Origin of the sequence: Streptomyces sp. NPDC087215 (assembly GCF_044744885.1) — a bacterium.
Classification (GTDB): Bacteria; Actinomycetota; Actinomycetes; order Streptomycetales; family Streptomycetaceae; genus Streptomyces.
On the sequence record NZ_JBIUZD010000004.1, the window covers coordinates 168,006 to 190,188 of the forward strand.

A 22,183-nucleotide genomic window follows, 5' to 3' on the forward strand; every position below is an offset into this window, starting at 1 on the left:
AATGCGGCATATCGGTCATATTTACGCCTAGTCTGACATTGCGCTCGACCCGTTCTGTCCACCGGGCTTGCGCCCCGCGTCTCCTCCGGCTACTGGGAAGGACGGCCCACCCCCATGCCCGCAGACCTCGCCGTCATCGGCCTCGGCCACCACGGTCTCCCCCTCGCCCGAGCCGCCGCCGCCGCGGGCATCGACACCGTCGGTTACGACACCGACCCCCGGCCCGTCGCCGAACTCGCCGCAGGCCGCTCCCCCGCCGACGGCCCCCTGACCGTGCCCGAGGTCCGCCGGATGCTCGCCGGAGGATTCCGGCCGACCGCCGACCCCGCCGAACTCGGCCGGGTCCGCACCGCGGTCATCTGCGTCCCCACCCCGCTCGGCCCCGACCGCGCCCTCGACCTGGCCGCCGTCGCCGGCGCGGCCCGCGCGCTCGCCGCCCGGCTGCGCCCCCACACCACCGTCCTCCTGGAGTCCCCCGTCCCGCCGGGCACCACCGAGGGCCTGCTCCGCGACCTCCTCGAAGAGGGCTCCGGCCTCCGCGCCGGACGCGACTTCCACCTGGCGTACTCCCCCGGCCGCCTCGACCCCGGCAGCCGTACCCACGGCTTCGCCGGCACCCCCAAGGTCATCGGCGGCCTCACCCCCGCCTGCACCGAATCGGCCGCCGCCTTCTACGGACGTCTCACCGACAAGGTGGTACGCGCGCGTGGCCCGCGCGAGGCCGAGACCGTCAAGCTCCTGGAGACCAACTTCCGGCACGTCAACATCGCCCTCGTCAACGAGATGGCGGTGCTCTGCCACGAACTCGGCGTGGACCTGTGGGACGTCATCCGCTGCGCCGAGACCAAACCCTTCGGCTTCCAGGCCTTCCGGCCGGGCCCCGGCGTCGGCGGCCACGGCGCCCCCGTCGACACCGTCGGCGCCCACCGCCCGCTCCGGCTCGTGGAACTCGCGGGCCAGGTCAACGAACGGATGCCGCAGTACGTCGTCCAGCGCGCCGCCACCCTCCTCAACGAGCACGGCAAGTCGGCCAGGGGCGCCCGCGTCCTCCTCCTCGGCATCACCTACAAGCCCGACCTCCCCGACCGCCAGGGCTCCCCCGCCGACGAGATCGCCCGCCGCCTGATGGACCTCGGCGCGGCCGTCAGCTACCACGACCCGCACGTCCCCGACTGGCGCGTCCGCGAGCTGCCCGTCCCCCGCGCGGACTCCCTCTACGAGGCCGCCGCCCACGCCGACCTGACGGTCCTGCTCCAGCACCACCGCACGTACGACCTCCAGGGGCTCTCCGTGAAGGCCCAACTGCTCCTCGACACCCGGGGCGCCACCCCCACCGGCGCGGCCCACCGGCTGTGAACGCCCGGCCGTGAACGCCCGAGGGCCCCGCACCGGTCGGTGCGGGGCCCTCGGGGACGTACGGGAGCCGTCAGCGCTTGTGCTGGGCGTCCGCGACCGTGACCTCGACGCGCTGGAACTCCTTGAGCTCGCTGTAGCCCGTGGTGGCCATCGCGCGGCGCAGGGCACCGAAGAAGTTCATCGAGCCGTCCGGGGTGTGCGACGGGCCCGCGAGGATCTCCTCGGTGGTGCCGACGATGCCCAGGTCGACCAGCTTGCCGCGCGGCACGTCCTCGTGGACGGCCTCCATGCCCCAGTGGTGGCCCTTGCCGGGCGCGTCCGTGGCACGGGCCAGCGGGGAGCCGATCATGACCGCGTCGGCACCGCAGGCGATGGCCTTCGGCAGGTCGCCGGACCAGCCCACGCCGCCGTCGGCGATGACGTGCACGTACCGGCCGCCGGACTCGTCCATGTAGTCGCGGCGGGCCGCGGCCACGTCGGCGACCGCGGTCGCCATCGGGACCTGGATGCCCAGCACGTTGCGGGTGGTGTGCGCCGCCCCGCCGCCGAAGCCCACGAGGACACCCGCCGCGCCGGTCCGCATCAGGTGCAGGGCCGCCGTGTACGTGGCACAGCCGCCGACGATCACGGGGACGTCCAGCTCGTAGATGAACTGCTTCAGGTTCAGCGGCTCGGACGCGCCGGACACGTGCTCGGCGGAGACCGTCGTACCCCGGATGACGAAGAGGTCCACGCCCGCGTCGACGACCGCCTTGGAGAACTGGGCGGTGCGCTGCGGAGAGAGCGCGGCGGCGGTGACGACACCGGAGTCGCGCACCTCCTTGATGCGCTGCCCGATCAGCTCCTCCTTGATCGGAGCCGCGTAGATCTCCTGCAGACGGCGGGTCGCGCTCGCCTCGTCCAGCTCGGCGATCTCGTCGAGCAGCGGCTGCGGGTCGTCGTACCGGGTCCAGAGACCCTCCAGGTTCAGCACGCCGACGCCGCCCAGCTCACCGATGCGGATGGCGGTCTGCGGCGAGACGACCGAGTCCATCGGCGCGGCCAGGAACGGCAGCTCGAACCGGTAGGCATCGATCTGCCAGGCGATCGAGACCTCCTTCGGGTCCCGGGTGCGCCGGCTCGGGACGACGGCGATGTCGTCGAACGCGTACGCCCTGCGGCCGCGCTTGCCGCGCCCGATCTCGATCTCAGTCACGATGTGTGGCCTTTCCCTCTACGTCTGCGCCTACCAGTATCCCCGACACACGCGCGAGGGGCGGTTCCGGGCACCTCCCGGAACCGCCCCCACGCTCGCGCTCTGTTACTTCCTGCTGTAGTTCGGTGCCTCGACCGTCATCTGGATGTCGTGCGGGTGGCTCTCCTTGAGGCCCGCGGACGTGATCCGGACGAACCGGCCGTTCGTCTGGAGCTCCGGCACCGTGCGGCCGCCGACGTAGAACATCGACTGACGCAGTCCGCCGACCAGCTGGTGGACGACCGCGGAGAGCGGGCCCCGGTACGGCACCTGGCCCTCGATGCCCTCGGGCACCAGCTTCTCGTCGGAGGCGACGCCCTCCTGGAAGTAGCGGTCCTTCGAGAAGGAACGCTGCTCGCCACGGGACTGCATCGCGCCGAGCGACCCCATGCCCCGGTACGACTTGAACTGCTTGCCGTTGATGAAGAGCAGCTCGCCCGGGGACTCCTCGCAGCCCGCGAGCAGCGAGCCCAGCATCACGGTGTCCGCGCCCGCCACGAGGGCCTTGGCGATGTCTCCGGAGTACTGCAGACCGCCGTCGCCGATGACCGGCACACCGGCCGCCTTGGCGGCGAGAGAAGCCTCGTAGATCGCGGTGACCTGCGGGACGCCGATGCCCGCGACGACCCGGGTGGTGCAGATGGAGCCGGGGCCGACACCGACCTTGATGCCGTCGACACCGGCGTCGATCAGCGCCTGGGCGCCGTCACGGGTGGCGATGTTGCCGCCGATGACATCGACGGACGAGTTCGACTTGATCTTGGCGACCATGTCGCCGACGAGCCGGGAGTGGCCGTGGGCGGTGTCCACGACGATGAAGTCGACGCCCGCCTCGATCAGGGCCTGGGCCCGCTCGTACGCGTCACCGGCGACACCGACGGCCGCACCGACGAGCAGGCGGCCCTCCTTGTCCTTGGCCGCGTTCGGGTACTTCTCGGCCTTGACGAAGTCCTTGACCGTGATGAGGCCCTTGAGGAGGCCCCCCTCGTCGACCAGCGGCAGCTTCTCGATCTTGTGGCGGCGGAGGAGCTCCATCGCGTCCACGCCGGAGATGCCGACCTTGCCGGTGACCAGCGGCATCGGGGTCATGACCTCGCGCACCTGGCGGGCACGGTCCGACTCGAAGGCCATGTCACGGTTGGTGACGATGCCGAGGAGCCGGCCGGCCGGGTCGGTGACCGGGACGCCGCTGATGCGGAACTTGGCGCAGATCGCGTCCGCCTCGGCGAGCGTGGCGTCCGGATGCACCGTGATCGGGTCCGTGACCATGCCCGACTCGGAGCGCTTCACCAGATCGACCTGGTTGGCCTGGTCGGCGATGGAGAGGTTGCGGTGCAGCACACCGACACCACCCTGCCGGGCCATGGCGATCGCCATGCGGGACTCGGTGACCTTGTCCATCGCGGCGGAGAGCAGCGGGATGTTCACCCGCACGTTCTTCGAGATGTACGAGGCGGTGTCGATCTGGTCGGGCGCCATGTCGGACGAGCCCGGCAGGAGCAGGACGTCGTCGTAGGTCAGCCCGAGTGTCGCGAATTTCTCGGGCACTCCGTCGACGTTTGCAGTCATGACACCTTCCCCAAATGGCCTTGATCGGTGCGGATGTCCATGCTAACGGCCCGAAGCGGTGTCTCATTCCACGATCAAGATCAGCAACGAGCTTTGGACGTTCCGACGTGGACGAAAGGGCCGGATTCCCCTGCCGGTCCTTACGTCCCGGCAGGCACTCCGCCCGTACGTCCCGGCACCGCTCCGCTACTGCTCCGCCAGTGCCCGCAGCCTGCTGAGGGCACGGTGCTGGGCGACCCGGACGGCCCCGGGGGACATGCCGAGCATCTGCCCGGTCTCCTCGGCGGTCAGCCCGACGGCGACCCGGAGCACCAGCAGTTCGCGCTGGTTCTCGGGAAGGTTGGCGAGCAGTTTCTTGGCCCACTCGGCGTCGTCGCTGAGGAGCGCGCGCTCCTCGGGGCCGAGGGAGTCGTCGGGGCGCTCGGGCATCTCGTCGGAGGGCACGGCCGTGGACCCCGGGTGCCGCATGGCGGCCCGCTGGAGGTCGGCGACCTTGTGTCCGGCGATGGCGAAGACGAAGGCCTCGAAGGGCCTGCCGGTGTCCTTGTAGCGCGGCAGCGCCATCAGGACGGCGACGCAGACCTCCTGGGCCAGGTCCTCCACGAAGTGCCGGGCGTCACCCGGCAGCCGGTTGAGGCGGGTGCGGCAGAACCGCAGGGCGAGCGGATGCACGCGCGCGAGCAGGTCGTGCGTGGCCTGCGCGTCGCCTTCGACCGCGCGACGTACGAGCACGCCGATGTCCCCCTGCCCGGCAGGCACGGGGGAACCCACGGTGTCGTCGTCGCGCATCGCTCCATGGTGCCCCGACGCCTCTGCGTCCGCGGCACCGCGTCCGTAGTTGTGCACCGAAGCGTTATGAGCAGGTGCGCCGGAACTCATCTCCCGCGCCCTCCCCTCCCGCTCGACCGACTCGTCCCCGAGGAACTCCACATCTCAAGGATGCGGCATCCGGCGCGGAAGTGACACAAGCCCGCCCCGTCCACCCCACGAGGGAACCGGGTGAGGACGGGGACATGGCGGGTGACCTGCGATTCAGCGGACCAGGCCCCAGCGGAATCCGAGGGCTACGGCGTGCGCGCGGTCCGAGGCGCCCAGCTTCTTGAAGAGACGCCGGGCGTGGGTCTTGACGGTGTCCTCGGAGAGGAAGAGCTCGCGCCCGATCTCCGCGTTGGACCGGCCGTGGCTCATGCCTTCGAGGACCTGGATCTCGCGCGCGGTGAGGGTGGGCGCGGCGCCCATCTCGGCCGAGCGGAGGCGGCGGGGGGCGAGCCGCCAGGTCGGGTCGGCCAGCGCCTGGGTGACGGTGGCCCGCAGCTCGGCGCGCGAGGCGTCCTTGTGCAGATATCCACGGGCGCCCGCGGCGACCGCGAGGGCGACGCCGTCGAGGTCCTCGGCGACCGTGAGCATGATGATGCGGGCGCCGGGGTCGGCGGAGAGCAGCCGGCGGACGGTTTCCACCCCGCCCAGGCCGGGCATACGCACGTCCATCAGAATCAGGTCCGAGCGGTCCGCGCCCCAGCGGCGGAGGACTTCCTCGCCGTTGGCCGCGGTGGTCACGCGCTCGACGCCGGGCACGGTCGCGACCGCGCGGCGGAGCGCCTCTCGGGCAAGCGGGGAGTCGTCGCAGACGAGGACGGATGTCATTCCTGACCTCCGCGGCTCTCGCAGCTGTTGCGCGTCACCTTGAGCCTCCAGGGCTGTACGTAATCGTCACCTGTGCGATTGACGCCCTCGGACACCTGCCCGAGCGCTTGTTCCTTCAACCGCCTCCGCACTCTCAACGACGGTCACCCGAAAGAGTTACGGGTTGGACGGCACGCTTCGGCACTCTACGTGAGTGGGTGCGCACGGAGGAGAGCGACGCGGCCCTTTCGTCCATTGACGCAAGCTATGCACCATTTAGCGGGTTTTCTTCCCTTTTTGCAGTGTCTGTGGCTAGATTCGCAATGAGTCATATTTACATCTACTTCGACAGTAGGTGTACAGGCTCGGACCCGTCGGGACACGAGGAGCCCGGCCATCAGCCATCCACCCGCCCACCTATCCGTTCGACACGGTTTCAAGGGGACAAGCGCAATGGCAGATTTCTCCCGCCTTCCCGGACCCAACGCCGATCTGTGGGACTGGCAACTCCTCGCGGCCTGCCGCGGGGTCGACAGCTCCCTGTTCTTCCACCCCGAGGGAGAGCGCGGCGCGGCACGGAGTGCGCGTGAGAACTCGGCGAAAGAGGTCTGTATGCGGTGCCCGGTCCGCGCGGAGTGCGCGGCACACGCACTCGCCGTGCGGGAGCCCTACGGCGTATGGGGCGGCCTCACCGAGGACGAACGCGAAGAGCTCATGGGACGCGCGCGCAATCGCCTGGTCACGACGACGGCGTCGTCGACCGCTCCGGTCGCGCCCGGCGCGTCCGTGACCTCCCTGACATCCATGACGACATCGACATCGGCATCGGCATCGGCGCCGTCGTCGGCATCGGGCCGACCGATCGTGGAGCGCATGTGAAGGAACGTTTCTTCGAACCGGACGGGCGGCTCTGACCGGGAGCGGTCGAGCCACCGGACGCGGGACGGGGAAGCCGAGACAGAGGGAGCACGCGGCACCGAGGCAGCGGTACGCGCGCGTACCCGGGCCTGAACACCTGGGCGCCGCGCGCGTGACCGGTCCGGACGGGAGGCCGCGCCGGACGCCGTCCGGTGGATCATGGCCGGAGCCGCGAGCGGACCGTCGGTTCAGAGTCCGGCGGCCACGGGGGTCCCCGCCCCCGCGAGGGCGAAGACGCCTCAGGCCACTCCGCGCGGGACGACACCGCTGGGCCACGATCGGCAGGCGTAGGACATCGCCTGGAACCGGTCGGCCGCCCCTAGGAAGTCGGCCGCCAGGAGTCCCCCGCCCACGAGAGCGACGCCGCCCCACAGTGGCTCGAACACATGACCGTCCACGACGCGGGAACAGTCAGCCCGCGTCGCCGACGGCGGCTCCGTCAGTGATCCGCCGGGCAGGCGTGGCCGCGCGGGTCAGTTCTTCGAGGGTGGCCGCGACGGCCGGGACCTGCGCCAGGTCCGGCAGGGTGAGGGCCACGATCTCCCGCTCCACGGCGGGTTCCACGGTCACGGTGCGCGCGCCCTTGGGGCGTACGGACTCGATGGCCAGCTCCGGCAGGACGGCGACGCCCAGACCGGCGCCGACCAGGCCCACCACCGCCGGGTAGTCGTCGGTGGCGAAGTCGATGCGGGGGGTGAACCCGGCCTCCTCGCAGACGTCGACGAGCTGGCGGCGGCAGCGCGGGCAGCCCGCGATCCACGACTCGTCCGCGAGTTCCGCGATGCCCACGGAACCGGCCCCGGCCAGCCGGTGCCCCTCGGGGACCAGGCCCACGAGCCGGTCGGCGAGGATCGGCCGTACCACCAGGTCGTCCCACTCGGCCTGGCCCGTGCCGTACCGGAAGGCGAGGGCCACGTCGCAGTCGCCCTCCCTGAGCATCTCGACCGAGCGCGGGGGCTCGGCCTCGACCAGCGAGACGCGGGTGCCGGGGTGCGCGGCCCGCAGGGCGGCGAGCGCGGTGGGGACGAGCGTGGAACTGCCGCTGGGGAAGGAGACCAGCCGGACCCGGCCCGCGCGGAGCCCGGCGATCGCGGCGACCTCCTCCTCGGCCGCGGTGAGTCCGGCGAGGATGCCGGAGGCGTGCCGGACGAGGACCTCGCCCGCCTGGGTGAGGCGCATCTCGCGGGCGGCGCGGATCAGCAGCGGGGTGCCCGCGGAGGCTTCGAGGGCCTTCATCTGCTGGCTCACGGCGGGCTGGGTGCAGCCCAGCTCGCGCGCGGCGGCCGAGAAGGAACCGGTGGCGGCGACAGCGCGCAGGACGCGGAGATGACGGGCCTCGATCATGCATCCAGCATAAGCGACTCTTGGGTGAAGCCGCGAATATTCGCCCACGCCTTTGACATCTGTGCCCGTAGGGTTCTCCCCATGACCCTGCTGAGTGTGAACGTGGGCGGCGCCAAGGCCGTGGACTACACCGACGCCGCCTCCGGCCTGACCGGCATCGACAAGCGGCCCGTCGACGGGCCGGTCCGCATCGAGGCCCCCGGCGTACCCGGGGTCGGGACCAGCGGGCTCGCCGGGGACACCGTCTGCGACCTGCGGTTCCACGGCGGCAACGACCGGGCCGCCTACGCCTTCGCCCGCGAGGACCTGGACCGCTGGGAGCGCGACCTGGGCCGCGAGTTCGCCAACGGCTCCTTCGGCGAGAACCTCACCACCCTGGGCCTGGACGTCAACGGGGCCCTGATCGGCGAGCGGTGGCGGATCGGCGAGGAGGTCGTCCTCGAAGTCACCGGCGGCCGCATCCCCTGCCGTACGTTCGCGGGCTTCCTCCAGGAGAAGGGCTGGGTGCGGCGGTTCACGCTGTCCGGCGCCGGGCCCGGCGCCCTGCTGCGGGTGATCGTGCCGGGCGAGATCCGCGCGGGCGACCCGATCGCGGTGGTCCACCGGCCGGACCACGACGTCACGGTCGCCCGGCTGCACCGGGCCGCGACCGTCGAACGGACCCTGCTGCCCGGCACGTTGGCCGCCGCCGAGTGGATGGAGTCGGGACTCCTGGCACTGGCCCGCCAGTACACCGAGAAGTACGCACGCGCGTAGAACGGTTCCGGGCGGGCGCCACGGCCGGGCACGGCCCCCGGAAGGGGCACTACCGTGCCGGTATGACGACTGCACTGATCACAGGCGCCACCGCGGGCATCGGGGCCGCCTTCGCACGGAGACTCGCGGCGGACGGCCATGACGTCGTGCTCGTGGCCCGGGACGTGAAGCGCCTCCGGGAACAGGCCACCGAACTGCACGACCGGCACGGCGTCGAGGCCGAGGTACTGGCGGCGGACCTCGCCGAGGAGAAGGGCATCGCCGCCGTCGAGGCGCGCCTCTCCGACCCGAAGCAGCCGGTCGACCTGCTCGTGAACAACGCCGGTTTCGGCAACAAGGGCCGCTTCCTGGACGTGTCCATGGCCGACGAGCTGAAGATGCTCACCGTGCACTGCGAGGCGGTGCTGCGGCTGACCTCGGCCGCGGCCTCGTCGATGAGGGACCGGCGCAGGGGCGCCGTCGTGAACGTCGCCTCGGTGGCCGCCTTCCTGCCCCGGGGCACGTACGGCGCCTCGAAGGCGTGGGTCGTGCAGTTCACCCAGGGCGCGGCGCGGGACCTGGCGGGCAGCGGGGTCCGGCTGATGGCGCTCTGCCCCGGCTTCGTACGGACGGAGTTCCACGAGCGGGCCGGGATGGGGACGGACAACATCCCGGGCTGGATGTGGCTCGACGCGGACAAGCTGGTGACGGCGGCCCTCGCCGATCTGGAGCGGGGCCGGACGCTGTCGATCCCCGACCCCCGCTACAAGGCCCTGATGGGGGTGGTGAAGCTGGCTCCGCGCGGTCTGCTGGGCGGGGTCTCCTCGAAGGCCGGACGCAAGTACGGCCCCGAGTGACGCACCCGCCCGGCCGGTTCGCGCCAGGGCATCGAGGTCCAGGTGGGTGGTGGTGCCGTCCTTCCCGGTCACGTCGAGCGCGTGGCCGGTGACCGGTCGGCCGCTCGCCCCCCTGCCGTCTCCCCGGACCCGTCCTAGACTGGAGAGGGCCGCACCGGGGGCGGGAGGCGTCATGACGTTCACGCAGATCATCGACTTCAGGACCCGCCGGATCGACGATCTGAACCGGCTCGTGGACCGGTGGATCGAGCAGACCGCGGGCAGACGGACCGCCACCCACAGCGTGCTCGGCGAGGACCGGGCCGACTCCTCGCACCTCGTGGAGATCGTCGAGTTCCCCTCGTACGACGTGGCCGTGCGCAATTCCCGGCTGCCCGAGACCGAACGGATCTTCCGGGAGATGGTGGCGCTCTGCGACGGGATGCCCACCTTCACGGACCTCGACGTCGTCCGGGACGAGTCGCTGTACAAGGCGGCTTCCCGGCGGTTCCTGGCGATGGCGGCGGAGGAGCCGGAGCTGGCACGGCTCGACGAGGTGCTGGCCGAGGGCTACCACGGCCACGATCCGACGAACGGGCAGGACGTCATCGGCATGGACGCCGTCCGGCGCGAGATCGGGCGGTGGCGGGACGGTTTCGACTTCGCGTTCACCGTCGAGGACCAGATCGCGGAGGGCGACCGGGTCTGCACCCGCTGGACCTGGCGGGGCTCCCACGTCGGGGACTTCCTGGGACTCCAGCCCACCGGTATGGACGTGTCGACGACCGGGACGCTCGTCCACCGCTTCCGGGAGGACGGGAAGATCGTGGAGGGCTGGTGGCAGTACGACGCGCTGGGCCTGATGGCACGGCTGGGCGCGGTCGAGGGCTGAGCCCTCGGTGTGGGATCCGGGGAGCGTCCCGGATCGGGCGCCGTGCCGCGCGGGGACCCGCGCCGGGCCCTGACCCTGAGAACCCGTAAGGCCCGTAAGGCCCGTAAGGCGGCCTCGGGGGGCCGGGGCCCGTGACCATGTGAGACCCGTAGGGCTTCCGAGGGTCCCCCGGGTTCCTGACACGCTGAGGCCCGGTGCTCCCGCGACGGGAGTACCGGGCCTCAGTGGTCAGTCGGGAAGGGCCTCAGTGCGAGTGGCCGTGACCGCCGTGACCGTGGTCCGCGGGCTCCTCTTCCTTCTTCTCCACCACGAGGGTCTCGGTGGTGAGGAGGAGGGAGGCGATGGAGGCGGCGTTCTCCAGGGCGGAGCGCGTGACCTTCACCGGGTCGATGACGCCGGCCTTGACCAGGTCGCCGTACTCACCGGTGGCGGCGTTGAAGCCCTGGCCCTTGTCGAGCTCGGCGACCTTCGAGGTGATGACGTAACCCTCGAGACCGGCGTTCTCGGCGATCCAGCGCAGCGGCTCGACGGCGGCGCGGCGGACGACCGCGACACCCGTGGCCTCGTCGCCGGTCTTGTCGAGGTTGCCCTCGAGGACCTTCACGGCGTGGACGAGCGCGGAGCCACCACCGGAGACGATGCCCTCCTCGACCGCGGCGCGGGTCGCGGAGATGGCGTCCTCCAGACGGTGCTTCTTCTCCTTCAGCTCCACCTCGGTGGCGGCGCCGACCTTGATCACGCACACGCCGCCGGCCAGCTTCGCGAGGCGCTCCTGGAGCTTCTCGCGGTCCCAGTCGGAGTCCGTGGACTCGATCTCGGCCTTGATCTGGTTGACCCGGCCCCGCACGTCCTCGGAGTTGCCGCCACCCTCGACGATGGTGGTGTCGTCCTTGGTGATGGTGACGCGGCGGGCGGTGCCGAGCACGTCCAGACCGGCCTGGTCGAGCTTGAGGCCGACCTCCTCGGCGATGACGGTGGCACCGGTGAGGGTGGCCATGTCGCCGAGCATCGCCTTGCGGCGGTCGCCGAAGCCGGGGGCCTTGACGGCCACGGCGTTGAAGGTGCCACGGATCTTGTTCACGACCAGGGTCGACAGGGCCTCGCCCTCGACGTCCTCGGCGATGATCAGGAGCGGCTTGCTGGCACCGGCCTGGATGACCTTCTCCAGGATGGGCAGCAGGTCCTGGATCGAGGAGATCTTGCCCTGGTTGATCAGGATGTACGGGTCGTCGAGGACGGCCTCCATACGCTCCTGGTCGGTCACCATGTACGGGGACAGGTAGCCCTTGTCGAAGGCCATGCCCTCGGTGAACTCAAGCTCCAGGCCGAAGGTGTTGGACTCCTCGACGGTGATGACACCGTCCTTGCCGACCTTGTCCATGGCCTCGGCGATGAGCTCGCCGACCTGCTGGTCCTGCGCGGAGAGCGCGGCGACGGCGGCGATGTCGGACTTGTCCTCGATCGGGCGCGCGGTGGCCAGCAGCTCGTCGGAGACGGCCTTGACGGCGGCGTCGATGCCCTTCTTCAGGGCGGCGGGGGAAGCACCGGCGGCGACGTTGCGCAGACCCTCGCGGACCAGGGCCTGGGCGAGCACGGTGGCGGTGGTGGTGCCGTCACCCGCGATGTCGTTGGTCTTGGTCGCCACCTCCTTCACCAGCTGGGCGCCGAGGTTCTCGAACGGGTCCTCGATCTCGACCTCACGGGCGATCGTGACACCGTCGTTGGTGATGGTGGGAGCGCCGAACTTCTTGTCGATGACGACGTTGCGGCCACGGGGGCCGATCGTCACCTTCACCGTGTCGGCAAGCTTGTTGACGCCGCGCTCAAGGGCGCGACGGGCGTCCTCGTCGAACTTCAGGATCTTCGCCATGGAGCGGTTCAGCCCTCTCGAAAACTGGTGTGGAACGAACAGCGCCCCGGTGCCCGGTGAGGGCCCGGGGCGCAGCTCAAAGCATCTGCTTCGGGTGAATTACTTCTCGATGATCGCGAGCACGTCGCGAGCCGAGAGGACGAGGTACTCCTCGCCGTTGTACTTCACCTCGGTGCCGCCGTACTTGCTGTACAGCACGATGTCGCCGGTCTTGACGTCGAGCGGCAGGCGCTCGCCGTTCTCGAAACGTCCCGGGCCCACGGCCAGGACGACGCCCTCCTGGGGCTTCTCCTTGGCGGTGTCCGGAATGACCAGGCCAGAGGCGGTGGTCTGTTCGGCGTCGAGCGGCTGGACCACAATGCGGTCCTCGAGCGGCTTGATGGCAACCTTGGAGCTGGTGGTCGTCACGATCCGACCTCCCCCTTCGGAGATCTCGGGGTTAACTGTCTGAGGTGGCGACCAGGTGGATCCGTCGTCGCGGGTGCCGGACCTGCCCGTCGCTGTGTTGGCACTCTCCGGTGGGGAGTGCCAGAGCCGAGACTATGACCGCGATTAGCACTCGGTCAAGCGGAGTGCCAATTACTCACCCCGTGGCGGGTCCGGTCCGGGCTTCAGCGGACCTCGGCGACCCCCGTGGACCGGACGGCTCCGGCGGACGGAACGGCGGGAACCACCGGCGCGGGGACGGCCAGTACGGGGACGGCCGGTACGGGGACGGCCGGTACGGGGGCGGCCGGTACGGGGGCGGCCGGTACGGGGGCGGTCGATGCGGGAACCGCTCGCGTGGGGGCGGCCGGTGCGGGGGCCGTGGACGCGCGGGCCCCGGCGGCGGGCGCGTGCCGGGAGCCCATTTCTTCGGCGGCCCTGCGGCCGAGGCGTTCGATCGGGTCCACGGTGGAGGCGCAGCCGGTCAGCGCGAGGAGCGCGGCGGCGAGCAGCAGCCCGGCGAGCGGCCGTACGGCCCCGCCGCGGCCCGACGGGCGGCCGGGTCCGGTTCCACGGGCGGGGACGGCGGTCCCGTACGCGGGTACGGGCGTACGGGAACGGGAGCCGGGGAAGGGCCCCGGCGCGGGCCCTGAGACGGGCCCGGGGGAGACCACGGAGGGGGACCCCTGCGCGGACACAGCGGACCCAGGGGTGGACCCCGACTCGGGCCCCGAGACGAGCCCCCGCCCGGACCCCGAGGGCGTGCCCTCCCCGGGCGCGGGTCCGCGCGAGGGGAGGCGGCCCCGTGCGGAAGGGCGGCGGCGGTGCGTCACACGTAGTCCTCGAGCTTGGCGACGGCGTAGCCCTTCGCCGTGATCACGTCCATCACCTGACGGATCATGTCCGGCATGGTGCCCTTCCAGTCCTCCTTGCCCCGGAAGTGGGTGAGCACGATGTCGCCGGAGTGCAGGTCCCGGTCCCACTCGCGCCACTCCATGTGGTCGGGGAAGGCCTCCGAGGCCCAGAGCGGCACCGCCTTGACGCCGCAGGTGGCGGCCGCGCGCAGGGTGTCCTCGTTGTAGTTGCCGTACGGCGGGCGGAAGAGCGGCGGGCGCTTGCCGAAGCGCTTCTCGATGACGTCCTGCATCCCGCAGATCTCGCGCTTCTGCTCGCTGTACGAGAGTCCGGGCAGATAGCGGTGGTTGAGGGTGTGGTTGTGCAGGGAGACCCCGCCCTCCTGCGACTTCTGCATCCGGCTGAAGTAGCCGTAGTCCTCGCTGACGACGTAGTCGCTGAGGAAGGCGCTGTAGGGGATGCGGAGGTCGCTCATCATCCGCAGCAGCTCGGGGTCCTTCTCCGAGCCGTCGTCGATCGTCAGGAAGACGACCTTCTGCTTGGTGGGCACGGTGGTGAAGACCGGCGGGAGGCCCTCGCCGTCGGTCTCGAAGCCCTTGCGGGTGGTGATCCTCGGCTTGACGGCGGGCGGGGCGGGCGCGTCCAGCGGGGTGCGGGCGAGGCCCCATTCCCTGGCGGCGGCGACCCGGGCCGCCCGCTGGTCGCGGACCTTCTCGACGTACGAGTCGAGCGCCCCGGCCGCGCCCCGGCCCTGGGCCTGCTGTCCGGCGGCGGGGGCGGGTGCGCCACCGGTCGGCCCGGCGCCGCCGGAGCAGGCGGTGGCGGCGGAGGCGAGGGCGGCGACGACGAGCGCGGCCCCGAACGCCCGAGCGGAACGGTGCACACCTTTTGCCATCATCTAGTCCTTTTGTCGTACGAGTGTTGTGGCGCCGCATCCTGTCAGCGCGGACACCCGTACGAAGCCCACGACACCGCCGTACCACCGCCGCCGTCCCCCGGGCGGCCGTCACTCCGTCCCCCGGGCGGCCCACCCTCCCCACGGGCCACCGGCACCCTCGCGCGCGGGGCCGCTCCCGGCCACCGGCCGGTCAGGGCCCACAATGGGACGGGTGACCGATCTCGCCTCCTTCGCCCCGCTGCTCGGCCCCGAGGGCCAGAGCCTGCTCGCCGCCCTGCGCGACCACGACCCGGCCCAGGAACTGGCGGTGGTCTCCCGGCTGCGCCGCGACCATCCCGCCGAGCTGGTCACCGCGGCCGTCGCCCAGGCGCGGCTGCGGCAGCGGGCGGTGGCGAAGTTCGGCGCGGAGGACGCGTACCGGATGTACTTCACCCCCCACGGCGTCGAGCAGTCGACGCGTGCTTCGGTCGGCGCCCACCGGGCGGCCCGGCTGAGGGCGCTGGGCGTCCGCAGCGTCGCGGACCTCTGCTCGGGGATCGGCGGCGACGCCGTCGCCCTCGCCCGCGCCGGGATCTCCGTGCTCGCCGTCGACCGCGACCCGCTGACCGCCGCGGCGGCCCGCGCCAACGCCGACGCGCTCGGCCTCGCGGAGCTGATCGAGGTGCGGTGCGCGGACGTCGCCGACATCGACACCGGGCCGTACGACGCCGTCTTCGTCGACCCCGCGCGCCGGGGCGGACGCGGCCGGATCTTCGACCCCGAGTCCTACTCCCCGCCGCTCTCCTGGGCCGTCCAGGCGGCCCGCAGGGCCCCGCACGCGGCTCTGAAGGTGGCTCCCGGCATTCCGCACGAGGCGGTTCCCGAGGACGCCGAGGCCGAGTGGATCTCCGACGGCGGGGACGTCAAGGAGGCCGTGATCTGGTTCGGCACCTCGCCCGGCGCCCGGCGCGCCACCCTGCTGCCCTCCGGAGCGGCGCTGACCGGCCGGGGCCTGCCCGACCCGGCGGTCCGTCCGGTCGGCCGCTATCTGTACGAGCCGGACGGCGCCGTCATCCGCGCGCACCTGGTCGCGGAGTTCGCCGAGGAGGTGGGCGGCGGTCTGATCGACGCGACGATCGCCCATGTGACGGCCGACGCGCTCGTGCCGACGCCGTACGCCGCCGCGTACGAGATCACCGACGAACTCCCCTTCAACCTGAAGAAGCTGAAGGCCCTGCTGCGGGAGCGGGAGGTCGGCGTCCTGACGGTGAAGAAGCGCGGTTCGGCCGTGGAGCCCGAGGAGATCCGCCGCAGGGTGAAGCCGAAGGGGCCGAACGCGGCGACGGTCCTGCTCACCCGGGTCGCGGACGCCCCGACGATGCTGATCGGCCGGCCGGTCAAGGGCTGAGGGGCGGCCCACCGCCGCCGGACCGACGACGCCCCGTCAGGAGCCGCCGGGGTACGCCGAATCCGTCGGGGCGCGTGCGGTACGCCGGACACAGCGGGGCCCGCCGCCGCCCGGTCAGGTCCGGCGGGGTGTCAGGCGGACCGCGAGGCGGTAGTGGCCGACGGCCTTCACCAGGCCGGTCAGGCCGGTGACCCAGAGGATCAGGGCGGCCCCCATGCCGTAGACGACCAGGCCGTAGCCGTCGTCGGGGCTCGCGCCGGCCGGGACCGCGAAGCCCGCCCAGAGGCCGAGGCCGCACAGCGCGAAGGACAGCAGGAACCAGCAGGCACCGAGGACGGGGGCGCGCAGCCGGGCGTCCGTCGGGCCGTGCCGGTCGAGGGCCGCCCACTGGACGAGGCGCTCACGGACGGTCCGGTCCCGGCGCAGGGCGCGGACCGTCAGCCACACCGCCGGGACGAGCACCCCGATGCCGAGCAGCGCGCTGAAGAGCGCGAGGAGCATCGTGACCGGGTCGGGCGCCGGGTAGCCGAGGGCGATGACCAGGAATCCGACCAGTGACCAGCCCAGTTCCAGCAGGAGGAGCCGGAGCAGGAACAGCGCGAGCGGTCCGCCGCCGAGCAGCCGCCCGCCCAGCTCGTCCAGCGCCAGCGCCCGGTCGGCGAGCCGCGCGTCCCGGTCGGGCCAGCTCTGGAGCTCGGCGGGCGGGGGCGGCGGCGGAAGCGGGGTGCGCGGGGACATGCCGAGCACCCTAAGGGTCCCCCGCCCCTCCCCCGTAGGGCCCCGACCGGCCCGGGAACATCCCCTTAGGGCCCCGCCCGGCCCGGGAGCGTCCCCGTCCCGAAGGGGCCCGGCCCCGTTCTCACCCCCCGGCGCCCCCGGGATTCCCGGCCCTCTCCCTCAGCAGGCTTCGTTCGCTCTCGTTGCGGGTGAGGTCGGCCGCCCGCTCGAACTCGGCGCGGGCCTCCGCCGTCCGGCCCAGCCGGGCGAGCAGGTCGCCCCGGACGCTCGGGAGCAGGTGGTAGCGGGCCAGGGCCGGTTCGGCGGCGAGGGCGTCGACGAGCGGGAGGGCCTCCGCCGGGCCCCGGGCCATCGACACGGCGACCGCCCGGTTCAGCTCGACGACCGGGGAGGGCGCGAGGACGCCCAGCCTCCCGTAGAGCGCGGCGATGGTCTCCCAGTCGGTCTCCCCGTACGACGCGGCCCGCGCGTGACAGGCGGCGATCGCGGCCTGGAGGGCGTACGGCCCGTAGGAGCGCCCGTCCCCGGCCCGCTCCAGGGCCGCGTACCCCCGCAGGACCATCAGCCGGTTCCAGCGGCGCCGGTCCTGCGCGGCGAGCAGCACCGGCCGGCCGTCGGGCCCGGTCCTGGCAGCGGTCCGGGAGGCCTGCAGCTCCAGGAGGGCGGCCAGCCCCTGCGCCTCGGGCTCGCGGGGCACGAGGGCGGCGAGGACCCGGGCGAGCCGCAGCGCGTCCTCGCAGAGTCCGGGCCGCAGCAGGTCGTCGCCCGCGGTCGCCGCGTACCCCTCGTTGAAGATCAGGTAGACCACTTCGAGGACGGAGCCGAGGCGGGCCGCCCGGTCCTCCCCGTACGGCACCGCGAACTCCACGCCCGCCCTCGCCAGGGCCCGCTTCGCCCGGGTGATCCGCGCGGCGACGGTCGGCTCGGGGACGAGGAAGGCGCGGGCGATCTCGTCCGTGCGGAGCCCGCCGACGAGCCGCAGGGTCAGCGCGGCGCGCGCCTCGGCGGAGAGCACCGGATGACAGGTGGTGAAGATCAGCCGCAGCACGTCGTCGTCGATGTCGCCGGGGCCCGCGGGCTCGGGGTCGTACGACTCCTCCGTGAGGGTCCGGCCCACCTCGGCGAGCTTCCGGGCGTACGTCTCGCGGCGCCGGACGAGGTCCACGGCGCGGTGCTTCGCGGTGGCCGTCAGCCAGGCACCGGGCCGGTCGGGGACCCCGGTCTCCGGCCACTGTTCGAGGGCGGCGACCAGGGCGTCCTGCGCGATCTCCTCGGCGATGCCGACGTCCCGGACGATCCGCGCCGCGGTGGCGACGATCCTCGGGGACTCCATCCGGAAGACCGTGTCGAGAGTGCTCTCCACCGGGTCGGTGCCGTGTGCCGTCACGTCTCCCATGACAGCACACGGCACCGACAGCGGCCCGGGGTCAGGCCCCCGGCATCTCCTCGACCTCGCGGACCTCCAGACCCACGGTCCAGTGCGGCGGGTGGACCGCCAGGAAGCGGCGGGCCCACTCCATGGCCTCGGCCCTGTCCTTGCACTGGAGCAGCGCGTAGCCCCCGACGACCTCCTTGGTCTCCGTGAAGGGCCCGTCCGTGACGGAGACCTTCCCGTCCGACCAGGTCAGCCGGGAGGACTCGGCGGTCGGCTTGAGGCCCGCGGTGTCGATCATGACGCCCGCCTTGGTGATCTCCTCGAACAGCGCGCCCATGCGTGCCTCGAAGCCGGGGTCGGCGTCCGCCATGTCGATGGTGTTCTCCTGGATGCGGACCAGGGACAGGTAGCGGGGCATGGTGACTCCTCGTGGTGCGGTGGCGGGGCCGTTTCCCCGCCTCTCACTCATACGTCGAACGGGCCGCGCCCGCATCGACAGCCGCCCGCGAGGAGTTCAGCCGCCCGCGAGGAGTTCTCAGACGTAGTCCTCCAGGCGCGCCACGGTGAATCCCTGTTCCTGGATGCGGCGCAGCATCGTCGCCGTCATCTCGGTCATCGTCCGGCCCTTGAGCTCGGACGGGCCCCGGAAGTGGGCGAGGACGATGTCGCCGGGGTGCAGCTTCCGGTCGCCGCGCTGGTACTGCATGTTCGTGATCTGCATGGACTCGCGCCAGAGCACGATCGCGTCGATGCCGCACTGCCCGGCGGCGGTGCGGGTGGCCTCGTTCCAGTTGCCGTACGGCGGGCGGAAGAGGCGCGGGGCGGTGCCGTAGCGCCCGGTCAGCTTCGTCTGCTGGTCGCAGATCTCCCGGCGCTGCGCCTGCGGGGAGAGGGTGCGCAGGTCGGGGTGGGTGAGGGTGTGGTTGGCGAGGCCGTGGCCCTGGGCGACGAGCGGCTGGAAGTACGCGTAGTCGTTCCGGATGGCCGCGTCGGTGAGGAACATCGTGAACGGGACCTTGAGCTCCTTCATCATCGTCACGAAGGCGGGGTCCTTCTCCGCGCCGTCGTCGATGGTGATGAAGACGATCTTGTCCTTGGTGGGGATGTCGCTGATCACCGGCACCGGGCCGCCCGGGGCGCGCCGTACCGGCTTGGCGGCGGGCGGGGCGGGCGCGGGCGCGAAGGGCTTGAGCCCCCACTTGCGGTACGCGGCGGCGGTGGCGGCCGCCGGGTCCTCGGGGGTGCCGGTGGTGGGTGTGGCCGTGGGCGCGGAGGACCGCGTCGGGGCGGTCCCGGCGGGGCGGTCGGCCGTGCAGCCGGTCACCAGGAGGGTGGCGGCGGTCAGCGCCGCCCAGAGCACGATCGTCTTCTTCACGTGGTGGGGGATGCCCACCACGATCGAAAGGTTGCCCGATCATCGGCCGTGTGGCCGATTCGACGTCCGGCGCGCGGACGACCGCCGCCGGGCCGCGGCGACGGTCCTGACGGTCGCCGCCGGGCCTCACCGTCCGTCCCGACGGTCACGGCGGGGCTCCGGCGACCGCCGCCGGGTCCGGGCCCCGGGGCGCCCGCCGCCCCCCGTGTGCCGGTCGGTCTGAGCTAGTCGACCGCCTCGAACCGCCAGCGGTGCACCGGCCGGGTGATGAGGGAGGCGTCCGGCTCGGGGAGTTCCGGGAGCTCCGCGTCCAGCGAGTCCGCCTCCCACCAGGTGAGCACGAGGACCCGGTCCTGCGGGGCGCGGAACATCTCGCGGCGGCGCGGTTCGTGCGCCAGGACCTGGGCCCTGGCCCATTCGAGCAGTTCCGGGCCGTGCCCCCGCGCGGCCCGCGCCTCCCACATGAGGGTGATCCTCATGAGTACAGGTTCCCCTTGCTGACCTCGTGCACATGGTCGTGGTCGTGGGAGTGGCCGTGCGCGTGGGCGCCCGGCACGTGCGGGTCGGTCACCGGCAGCGAGGAGTCCGCCGACAGCTCCAGGCCGGAGGGCGTCCGGTTGCGGGCGACCATCTCGGAGCCGAGGGCGGCGACCATCGCGCCGTTGTCCGTGCACAGACCGGGCCGGGGCACCCGCAGCCGGATGCCCGCGCGCTCGCAGCGCTCCTGGGCGAGGGCCCGGAGCCGCGAGTTCGCGGCGACCCCGCCGCCGATCATCAGATGGTCCACGCCCTCGTCCTTGCAGGCGCGGACGGCCTTGCGGGTGAGGACGTCGACGACCGCCTCCTGGAAGGACGCGGCCACGTCCCGTACCGGCACCTCCTCGCCCGCCGCGCGCCTGGCCTCGATCCAGCGGGCGACGGCCGTCTTGAGACCGGAGAAGGAGAAGTCGTACGCCGGGTCCTTGGCGGTGCTCAGACCGCGGGGGAAGGCGATGGCGGCGGGGTCGCCCTCCTTGGCGAGCCGGTCGATGACCGGTCCGCCGGGGAAGCCGAGGTCCAGGACCCGGGCGATCTTGTCGAAGGCCTCGCCCGCCGCGTCGTCGATGGTGGCGCCCAGGGGCCGCACGTCGGAGGTGATGTCGCTGGAGAGCAGCAGCGAGGAGTGCCCGCCGGAGACCAGCAGGGCCATCGTCGGCTCGGGCAGCCTGCCGTGCTCCAGCTGGTCGACGCAGATGTGCGAGGCGAGGTGGTTGACGCCGTAGAGCGGCTTGCCGAGGGCGTACGCGTACGCCTTGGCCGCCGAGACGCCGACGAGCAGCGCGCCCGCGAGGCCGGGGCCCGCGGTGACGGCGATGCCGTCGAGGTCCTTCGGGGAGACGCCCGCCGTCCGCAGGGCGCGCTCGATCGTCGGGACCATCGCCTCCAGGTGGGCGCGGGAGGCGATCTCGGGCACGACGCCGCCGAAGCGGGCGTGGGTGTCGACGCTGGACGCGACGGCGTCCGCGAGGAGCGTGGTCCCGTGGACGATGCCGACGCCGGTCTCGTCGCAGGAGGTCTCGATGCCGAGCACGAGCGGTTCGTCAGCAGCCATCAGAATCAGTCTCAGTTCCTTGAACGGTCAGTCGCATCACGAGCGCGTCCACGTTTCCGGGCTGGTAGTAGCCGCGCCGGAATCCGATGGGCTCGAAGCCGAAGCGCTGGTAGAGCTTCTGGGCCCGGACGTTGTCCACCCGCACTTCGAGGAGGACCTCGTCGCACTCGAAGGCGGTGGCGTGCTGGAGCAGATCGGTGAGGAGCCGGGCGCCGAGCCCGCTCCCCCACTGGTCGCGGGCGACGGCGATGGTCTGCACATCACCGAGGCCACCGGCGGCGGCGAGCCCCGCGTAGCCGACGAGACGGCCGTCGGCCGGGTCCTCCGCGACGACGTAGCGGCGGGTGGCGCCCGGTCCCCTGGCGTGCGCGAGCTCCGACCAGAACATCCCCTCCGACCAGGCGTCCTCGGGGAACAGCTCGTCCTCCAGGACGAGCACCGGGGCGATGTCCCACCAGCGCATCTCGCGCAGGTCGACGGCGCCGGTCACTTGGGGGTGACCACCTTGTAGTTCTTGGGCACCTGCGCGTCGGGGCGGCGCAGGTACATCGGCAGCGGGTCGAGGAAGCCGTCCCCGCCCGCCGCGAGCCGCTCCGCCGCGAGGGAGGCGAGCGCGGCGGCCGACTGGTGCTCCGGGTCGCGGGCGTCGGGGAAGGCCTCGGGGTAGAGGCGGGCGCCCGCGCCGACGACGGGGAGACCGGCGAGGCGCTCGGCGATCTCGGCGGGCCGGTCGACGGCCGCGTCGGTGACCCGGGTGCGGTGGTCCTCGTACCGCGCCCAGTAGACCTCCTTGCGGCGCGCGTCCGTGGCGACGGCGAAGGGGCCTTCGAGCCCGGAGGCGTACGCGAGGCCGTCGAGGGTGCACAGACCGTGGACGGGCACACCGAGCGCGGAGGCGAACGCGGCGGCCGTGACGAGGCCGACCCTGAGCCCGGTGTACGGCCCCGGTCCGACGCCGACGACGAGGCCGGTGACCGCGTCGAGCTTCAGCCCGGCGTCCTTGAGGACCCGGTCGACGGTGGGCAGCAGCAGTTCCCCGTGGCGACGGGCGTCGACCTGCTCCGAGGAGGCGACGACGGTCTCGCCGTCGTGGAGGGCGACGGTGACGGCGGGGGTGGCGGTATCCATGGCGAGCAACAGCACGCGAACAGCCTACGGCTC

22 protein-coding genes and 1 pseudogene are annotated in these 22,183 nt (G+C 72.5%); 6 read left to right on the plus strand and 17 right to left on the minus strand.

Annotation, left to right across the window (positions count from 1 at the left end):
- The first annotated feature begins 114 nt into the window (after window positions 1-114).
- A complete protein-coding gene (locus ACIO92_RS13510) occupies window positions 115-1,356 on the plus strand; it encodes a nucleotide sugar dehydrogenase (RefSeq protein ID WP_366439613.1) in 1,242 nt (413 codons plus the stop codon).
- A 70-nt stretch (window positions 1,357-1,426) separates the two neighbouring features.
- Here the strand turns inward: ACIO92_RS13510 and ACIO92_RS13515 are convergent, their stop codons facing one another.
- From ACIO92_RS13515 to ACIO92_RS13530, 4 genes are all read right to left on the minus strand, one after another.
- Entirely contained in the window at window positions 1,427-2,551 is a 1,125-nt protein-coding gene (locus ACIO92_RS13515; RefSeq protein WP_366439614.1) for a GuaB3 family IMP dehydrogenase-related protein, read from the minus strand.
- 105 nt (window positions 2,552-2,656) lie between these two features.
- Window positions 2,657-4,159 carry an IMP dehydrogenase gene (gene guaB / locus ACIO92_RS13520; protein WP_366439615.1) on the minus strand — a complete coding sequence of 501 codons (1,503 nt, stop codon included), beginning with the start codon at window positions 4,157-4,159 and terminating at the stop codon, window positions 2,657-2,659.
- A 186-nt stretch (window positions 4,160-4,345) separates the two neighbouring features.
- Window positions 4,346-4,948, minus strand: a complete 603-nt coding sequence (locus ACIO92_RS13525; protein WP_366439616.1) for a sigma-70 family RNA polymerase sigma factor — start codon at window positions 4,946-4,948, stop codon at window positions 4,346-4,348.
- Window positions 4,949-5,191: 243 nt separating this feature from the next.
- Window positions 5,192-5,803: a response regulator transcription factor gene (locus tag ACIO92_RS13530; RefSeq protein ID WP_003948568.1), complete on the minus strand. Its 612-nt coding sequence runs from the start codon at window positions 5,801-5,803 to the stop codon at window positions 5,192-5,194.
- 432 nt (window positions 5,804-6,235) lie between these two features.
- Between ACIO92_RS13530 and ACIO92_RS13535 the strand changes: the two are divergent.
- Window positions 6,236-6,547 (plus strand): annotated as a pseudogene (locus ACIO92_RS13535) (WhiB family transcriptional regulator); the annotation flags it as partial.
- Between the two features lie 564 nt (window positions 6,548-7,111).
- Here the strand turns inward: ACIO92_RS13535 and ACIO92_RS13540 are convergent.
- Window positions 7,112-8,044 (minus strand): LysR family transcriptional regulator, encoded by a 933-nt coding sequence (locus tag ACIO92_RS13540; protein ID WP_366439618.1) that lies wholly within the window; start codon window positions 8,042-8,044, stop codon window positions 7,112-7,114.
- Window positions 8,045-8,125: 81 nt separating this feature from the next.
- Here ACIO92_RS13540 and ACIO92_RS13545 point away from each other — a divergent pair, with 81 nt between their 5' ends.
- The 3 genes from ACIO92_RS13545 (at window position 8,126) to ACIO92_RS13555 (ending at window position 10,507) form a co-directional block, all read left to right on the plus strand.
- A complete protein-coding gene (locus ACIO92_RS13545; protein ID WP_366439619.1) occupies window positions 8,126-8,800 on the plus strand; it encodes an MOSC domain-containing protein in 675 nt (224 codons plus the stop codon).
- 62 nt (window positions 8,801-8,862) lie between these two features.
- A complete protein-coding gene (locus tag ACIO92_RS13550; protein ID WP_366439620.1) occupies window positions 8,863-9,636 on the plus strand; it encodes an SDR family oxidoreductase in 774 nt (257 codons plus the stop codon).
- Between the two features lie 172 nt (window positions 9,637-9,808).
- A complete protein-coding gene (locus ACIO92_RS13555; RefSeq protein WP_401236732.1) occupies window positions 9,809-10,507 on the plus strand; it encodes an ester cyclase in 699 nt (232 codons plus the stop codon).
- Between the two features lie 244 nt (window positions 10,508-10,751).
- Here the strand turns inward: ACIO92_RS13555 and groL are convergent, their stop codons facing one another.
- The 4 genes from groL to ACIO92_RS13575 all read right to left on the minus strand — a co-directional run bounded on the left by groL (window position 10,752) and on the right by ACIO92_RS13575 (window position 14,553).
- Window positions 10,752-12,377, minus strand: coding sequence for a chaperonin GroEL (gene groL / locus ACIO92_RS13560; protein WP_366439622.1), 1,626 nt, complete (start codon window positions 12,375-12,377; stop codon window positions 10,752-10,754).
- A gap of 99 nt (window positions 12,378-12,476) precedes the next feature.
- A complete protein-coding gene (groES, locus tag ACIO92_RS13565) occupies window positions 12,477-12,785 on the minus strand; it encodes a co-chaperone GroES (protein ID WP_003998759.1) in 309 nt (102 codons plus the stop codon).
- Between the two features lie 203 nt (window positions 12,786-12,988).
- Complete coding sequence (locus tag ACIO92_RS13570; RefSeq protein WP_402281310.1) at window positions 12,989-13,477, minus strand: hypothetical protein; 489 nt, start codon at window positions 13,475-13,477, stop codon at window positions 12,989-12,991.
- A 155-nt stretch (window positions 13,478-13,632) separates the two neighbouring features.
- Window positions 13,633-14,553, minus strand: a complete 921-nt coding sequence (locus tag ACIO92_RS13575; protein ID WP_402281312.1) for a polysaccharide deacetylase family protein — start codon at window positions 14,551-14,553, stop codon at window positions 13,633-13,635.
- 205 nt (window positions 14,554-14,758) lie between these two features.
- Between ACIO92_RS13575 and ACIO92_RS13580 the strand changes: the two genes are divergently transcribed.
- On the plus strand, window positions 14,759-15,943 hold the full coding sequence (locus ACIO92_RS13580) for a class I SAM-dependent methyltransferase (protein WP_366439625.1): 1,185 nt from the start codon (window positions 14,759-14,761) through the stop codon (window positions 15,941-15,943).
- Between the two features lie 114 nt (window positions 15,944-16,057).
- On the opposite strand, the gene ACIO92_RS13585 is transcribed toward ACIO92_RS13580, so the two are convergent.
- The 8 genes from ACIO92_RS13585 to tsaB form a co-directional block, all read right to left on the minus strand.
- The gene (locus tag ACIO92_RS13585) at window positions 16,058-16,681 is read right to left on the minus strand and encodes a hypothetical protein (RefSeq protein WP_401236726.1); all 624 of its coding nucleotides are present in this window, start codon (window positions 16,679-16,681) and stop codon (window positions 16,058-16,060) included.
- Window positions 16,682-16,802: 121 nt separating this feature from the next.
- Window positions 16,803-18,077 carry an RNA polymerase sigma factor gene (locus ACIO92_RS13590; protein WP_366439627.1) on the minus strand — a complete coding sequence of 425 codons (1,275 nt, stop codon included), beginning with the start codon at window positions 18,075-18,077 and terminating at the stop codon, window positions 16,803-16,805.
- A gap of 31 nt (window positions 18,078-18,108) precedes the next feature.
- Entirely contained in the window at window positions 18,109-18,474 is a 366-nt protein-coding gene (locus ACIO92_RS13595) for a YciI family protein (RefSeq protein WP_366439628.1), read from the minus strand.
- Window positions 18,475-18,591: 117 nt separating this feature from the next.
- The gene (locus tag ACIO92_RS13600) at window positions 18,592-19,443 is read right to left on the minus strand and encodes a polysaccharide deacetylase family protein (protein ID WP_401236811.1); all 852 of its coding nucleotides are present in this window, start codon (window positions 19,441-19,443) and stop codon (window positions 18,592-18,594) included.
- Window positions 19,444-19,655: 212 nt separating this feature from the next.
- The gene (locus tag ACIO92_RS13605; protein WP_351793092.1) at window positions 19,656-19,910 is read right to left on the minus strand and encodes a hypothetical protein; all 255 of its coding nucleotides are present in this window, start codon (window positions 19,908-19,910) and stop codon (window positions 19,656-19,658) included.
- A complete protein-coding gene (gene tsaD, locus ACIO92_RS13610; protein ID WP_366439629.1) occupies window positions 19,907-21,022 on the minus strand; it encodes a tRNA (adenosine(37)-N6)-threonylcarbamoyltransferase complex transferase subunit TsaD in 1,116 nt (371 codons plus the stop codon). The genes ACIO92_RS13605 and tsaD overlap by 4 nt, the downstream gene beginning before the upstream one ends.
- The gene (gene rimI, locus ACIO92_RS13615; protein WP_366439909.1) at window positions 21,012-21,485 is read right to left on the minus strand and encodes a ribosomal protein S18-alanine N-acetyltransferase; all 474 of its coding nucleotides are present in this window, start codon (window positions 21,483-21,485) and stop codon (window positions 21,012-21,014) included. Before rimI ends, tsaD begins: the two co-directional genes overlap by 11 nt.
- 23 nt (window positions 21,486-21,508) lie before the next feature.
- Window positions 21,509-22,165 (minus strand): tRNA (adenosine(37)-N6)-threonylcarbamoyltransferase complex dimerization subunit type 1 TsaB, encoded by a 657-nt coding sequence (gene tsaB, locus ACIO92_RS13620; RefSeq protein ID WP_366439630.1) that lies wholly within the window; start codon window positions 22,163-22,165, stop codon window positions 21,509-21,511.
- Window positions 22,166-22,183: the final 18 nt, after the last annotated feature.

Bases quoted from the DNA above. Each gene is read 5' to 3' on its own strand.
- ACIO92_RS13595 (WP_366439628.1), bottom strand. From the start codon at position 18,474: ATGCCCCGCTACCTGTCCCTGGTCCGCATCCAGGAGAACACCATCGAC.
- ACIO92_RS13545 (WP_366439619.1), top strand. From the start codon at position 8,126: ATGACCCTGCTGAGTGTGAACGTGGGCGGCGCCAAGGCCGTGGACTAC.
- ACIO92_RS13555 (WP_401236732.1), top strand. From the start codon at position 9,809: ATGACGTTCACGCAGATCATCGACTTCAGGACCCGCCGGATCGACGAT.
- ACIO92_RS13580 (WP_366439625.1), top strand. From the start codon at position 14,759: ATGGGACGGGTGACCGATCTCGCCTCCTTCGCCCCGCTGCTCGGCCCC.
- ACIO92_RS13590 (WP_366439627.1), bottom strand. From the start codon at position 18,077: ATGGGAGACGTGACGGCACACGGCACCGACCCGGTGGAGAGCACTCTC.
- ACIO92_RS13550 (WP_366439620.1), top strand. From the start codon at position 8,863: ATGACGACTGCACTGATCACAGGCGCCACCGCGGGCATCGGGGCCGCC.
- ACIO92_RS13540 (WP_366439618.1), bottom strand. From the start codon at position 8,044: ATGATCGAGGCCCGTCATCTCCGCGTCCTGCGCGCTGTCGCCGCCACC.
- groL (WP_366439622.1), bottom strand. From the start codon at position 12,377: ATGGCGAAGATCCTGAAGTTCGACGAGGACGCCCGTCGCGCCCTTGAG.
- guaB (WP_366439615.1), bottom strand. From the start codon at position 4,159: ATGACTGCAAACGTCGACGGAGTGCCCGAGAAATTCGCGACACTCGGG.
- ACIO92_RS13510 (WP_366439613.1), top strand. From the start codon at position 115: ATGCCCGCAGACCTCGCCGTCATCGGCCTCGGCCACCACGGTCTCCCC.
- ACIO92_RS13575 (WP_402281312.1), bottom strand. From the start codon at position 14,553: ATGGCAAAAGGTGTGCACCGTTCCGCTCGGGCGTTCGGGGCCGCGCTC.
- ACIO92_RS13525 (WP_366439616.1), bottom strand. From the start codon at position 4,948: ATGCGCGACGACGACACCGTGGGTTCCCCCGTGCCTGCCGGGCAGGGG.
- rimI (WP_366439909.1), bottom strand. From the start codon at position 21,485: ATGCGCTGGTGGGACATCGCCCCGGTGCTCGTCCTGGAGGACGAGCTG.
- tsaD (WP_366439629.1), bottom strand. From the start codon at position 21,022: ATGGCTGCTGACGAACCGCTCGTGCTCGGCATCGAGACCTCCTGCGAC.
- ACIO92_RS13605 (WP_351793092.1), bottom strand. From the start codon at position 19,910: ATGAGGATCACCCTCATGTGGGAGGCGCGGGCCGCGCGGGGGCACGGC.
- ACIO92_RS13530 (WP_003948568.1), bottom strand. From the start codon at position 5,803: ATGACATCCGTCCTCGTCTGCGACGACTCCCCGCTTGCCCGAGAGGCG.
- ACIO92_RS13585 (WP_401236726.1), bottom strand. From the start codon at position 16,681: ATGTCCCCGCGCACCCCGCTTCCGCCGCCGCCCCCGCCCGCCGAGCTC.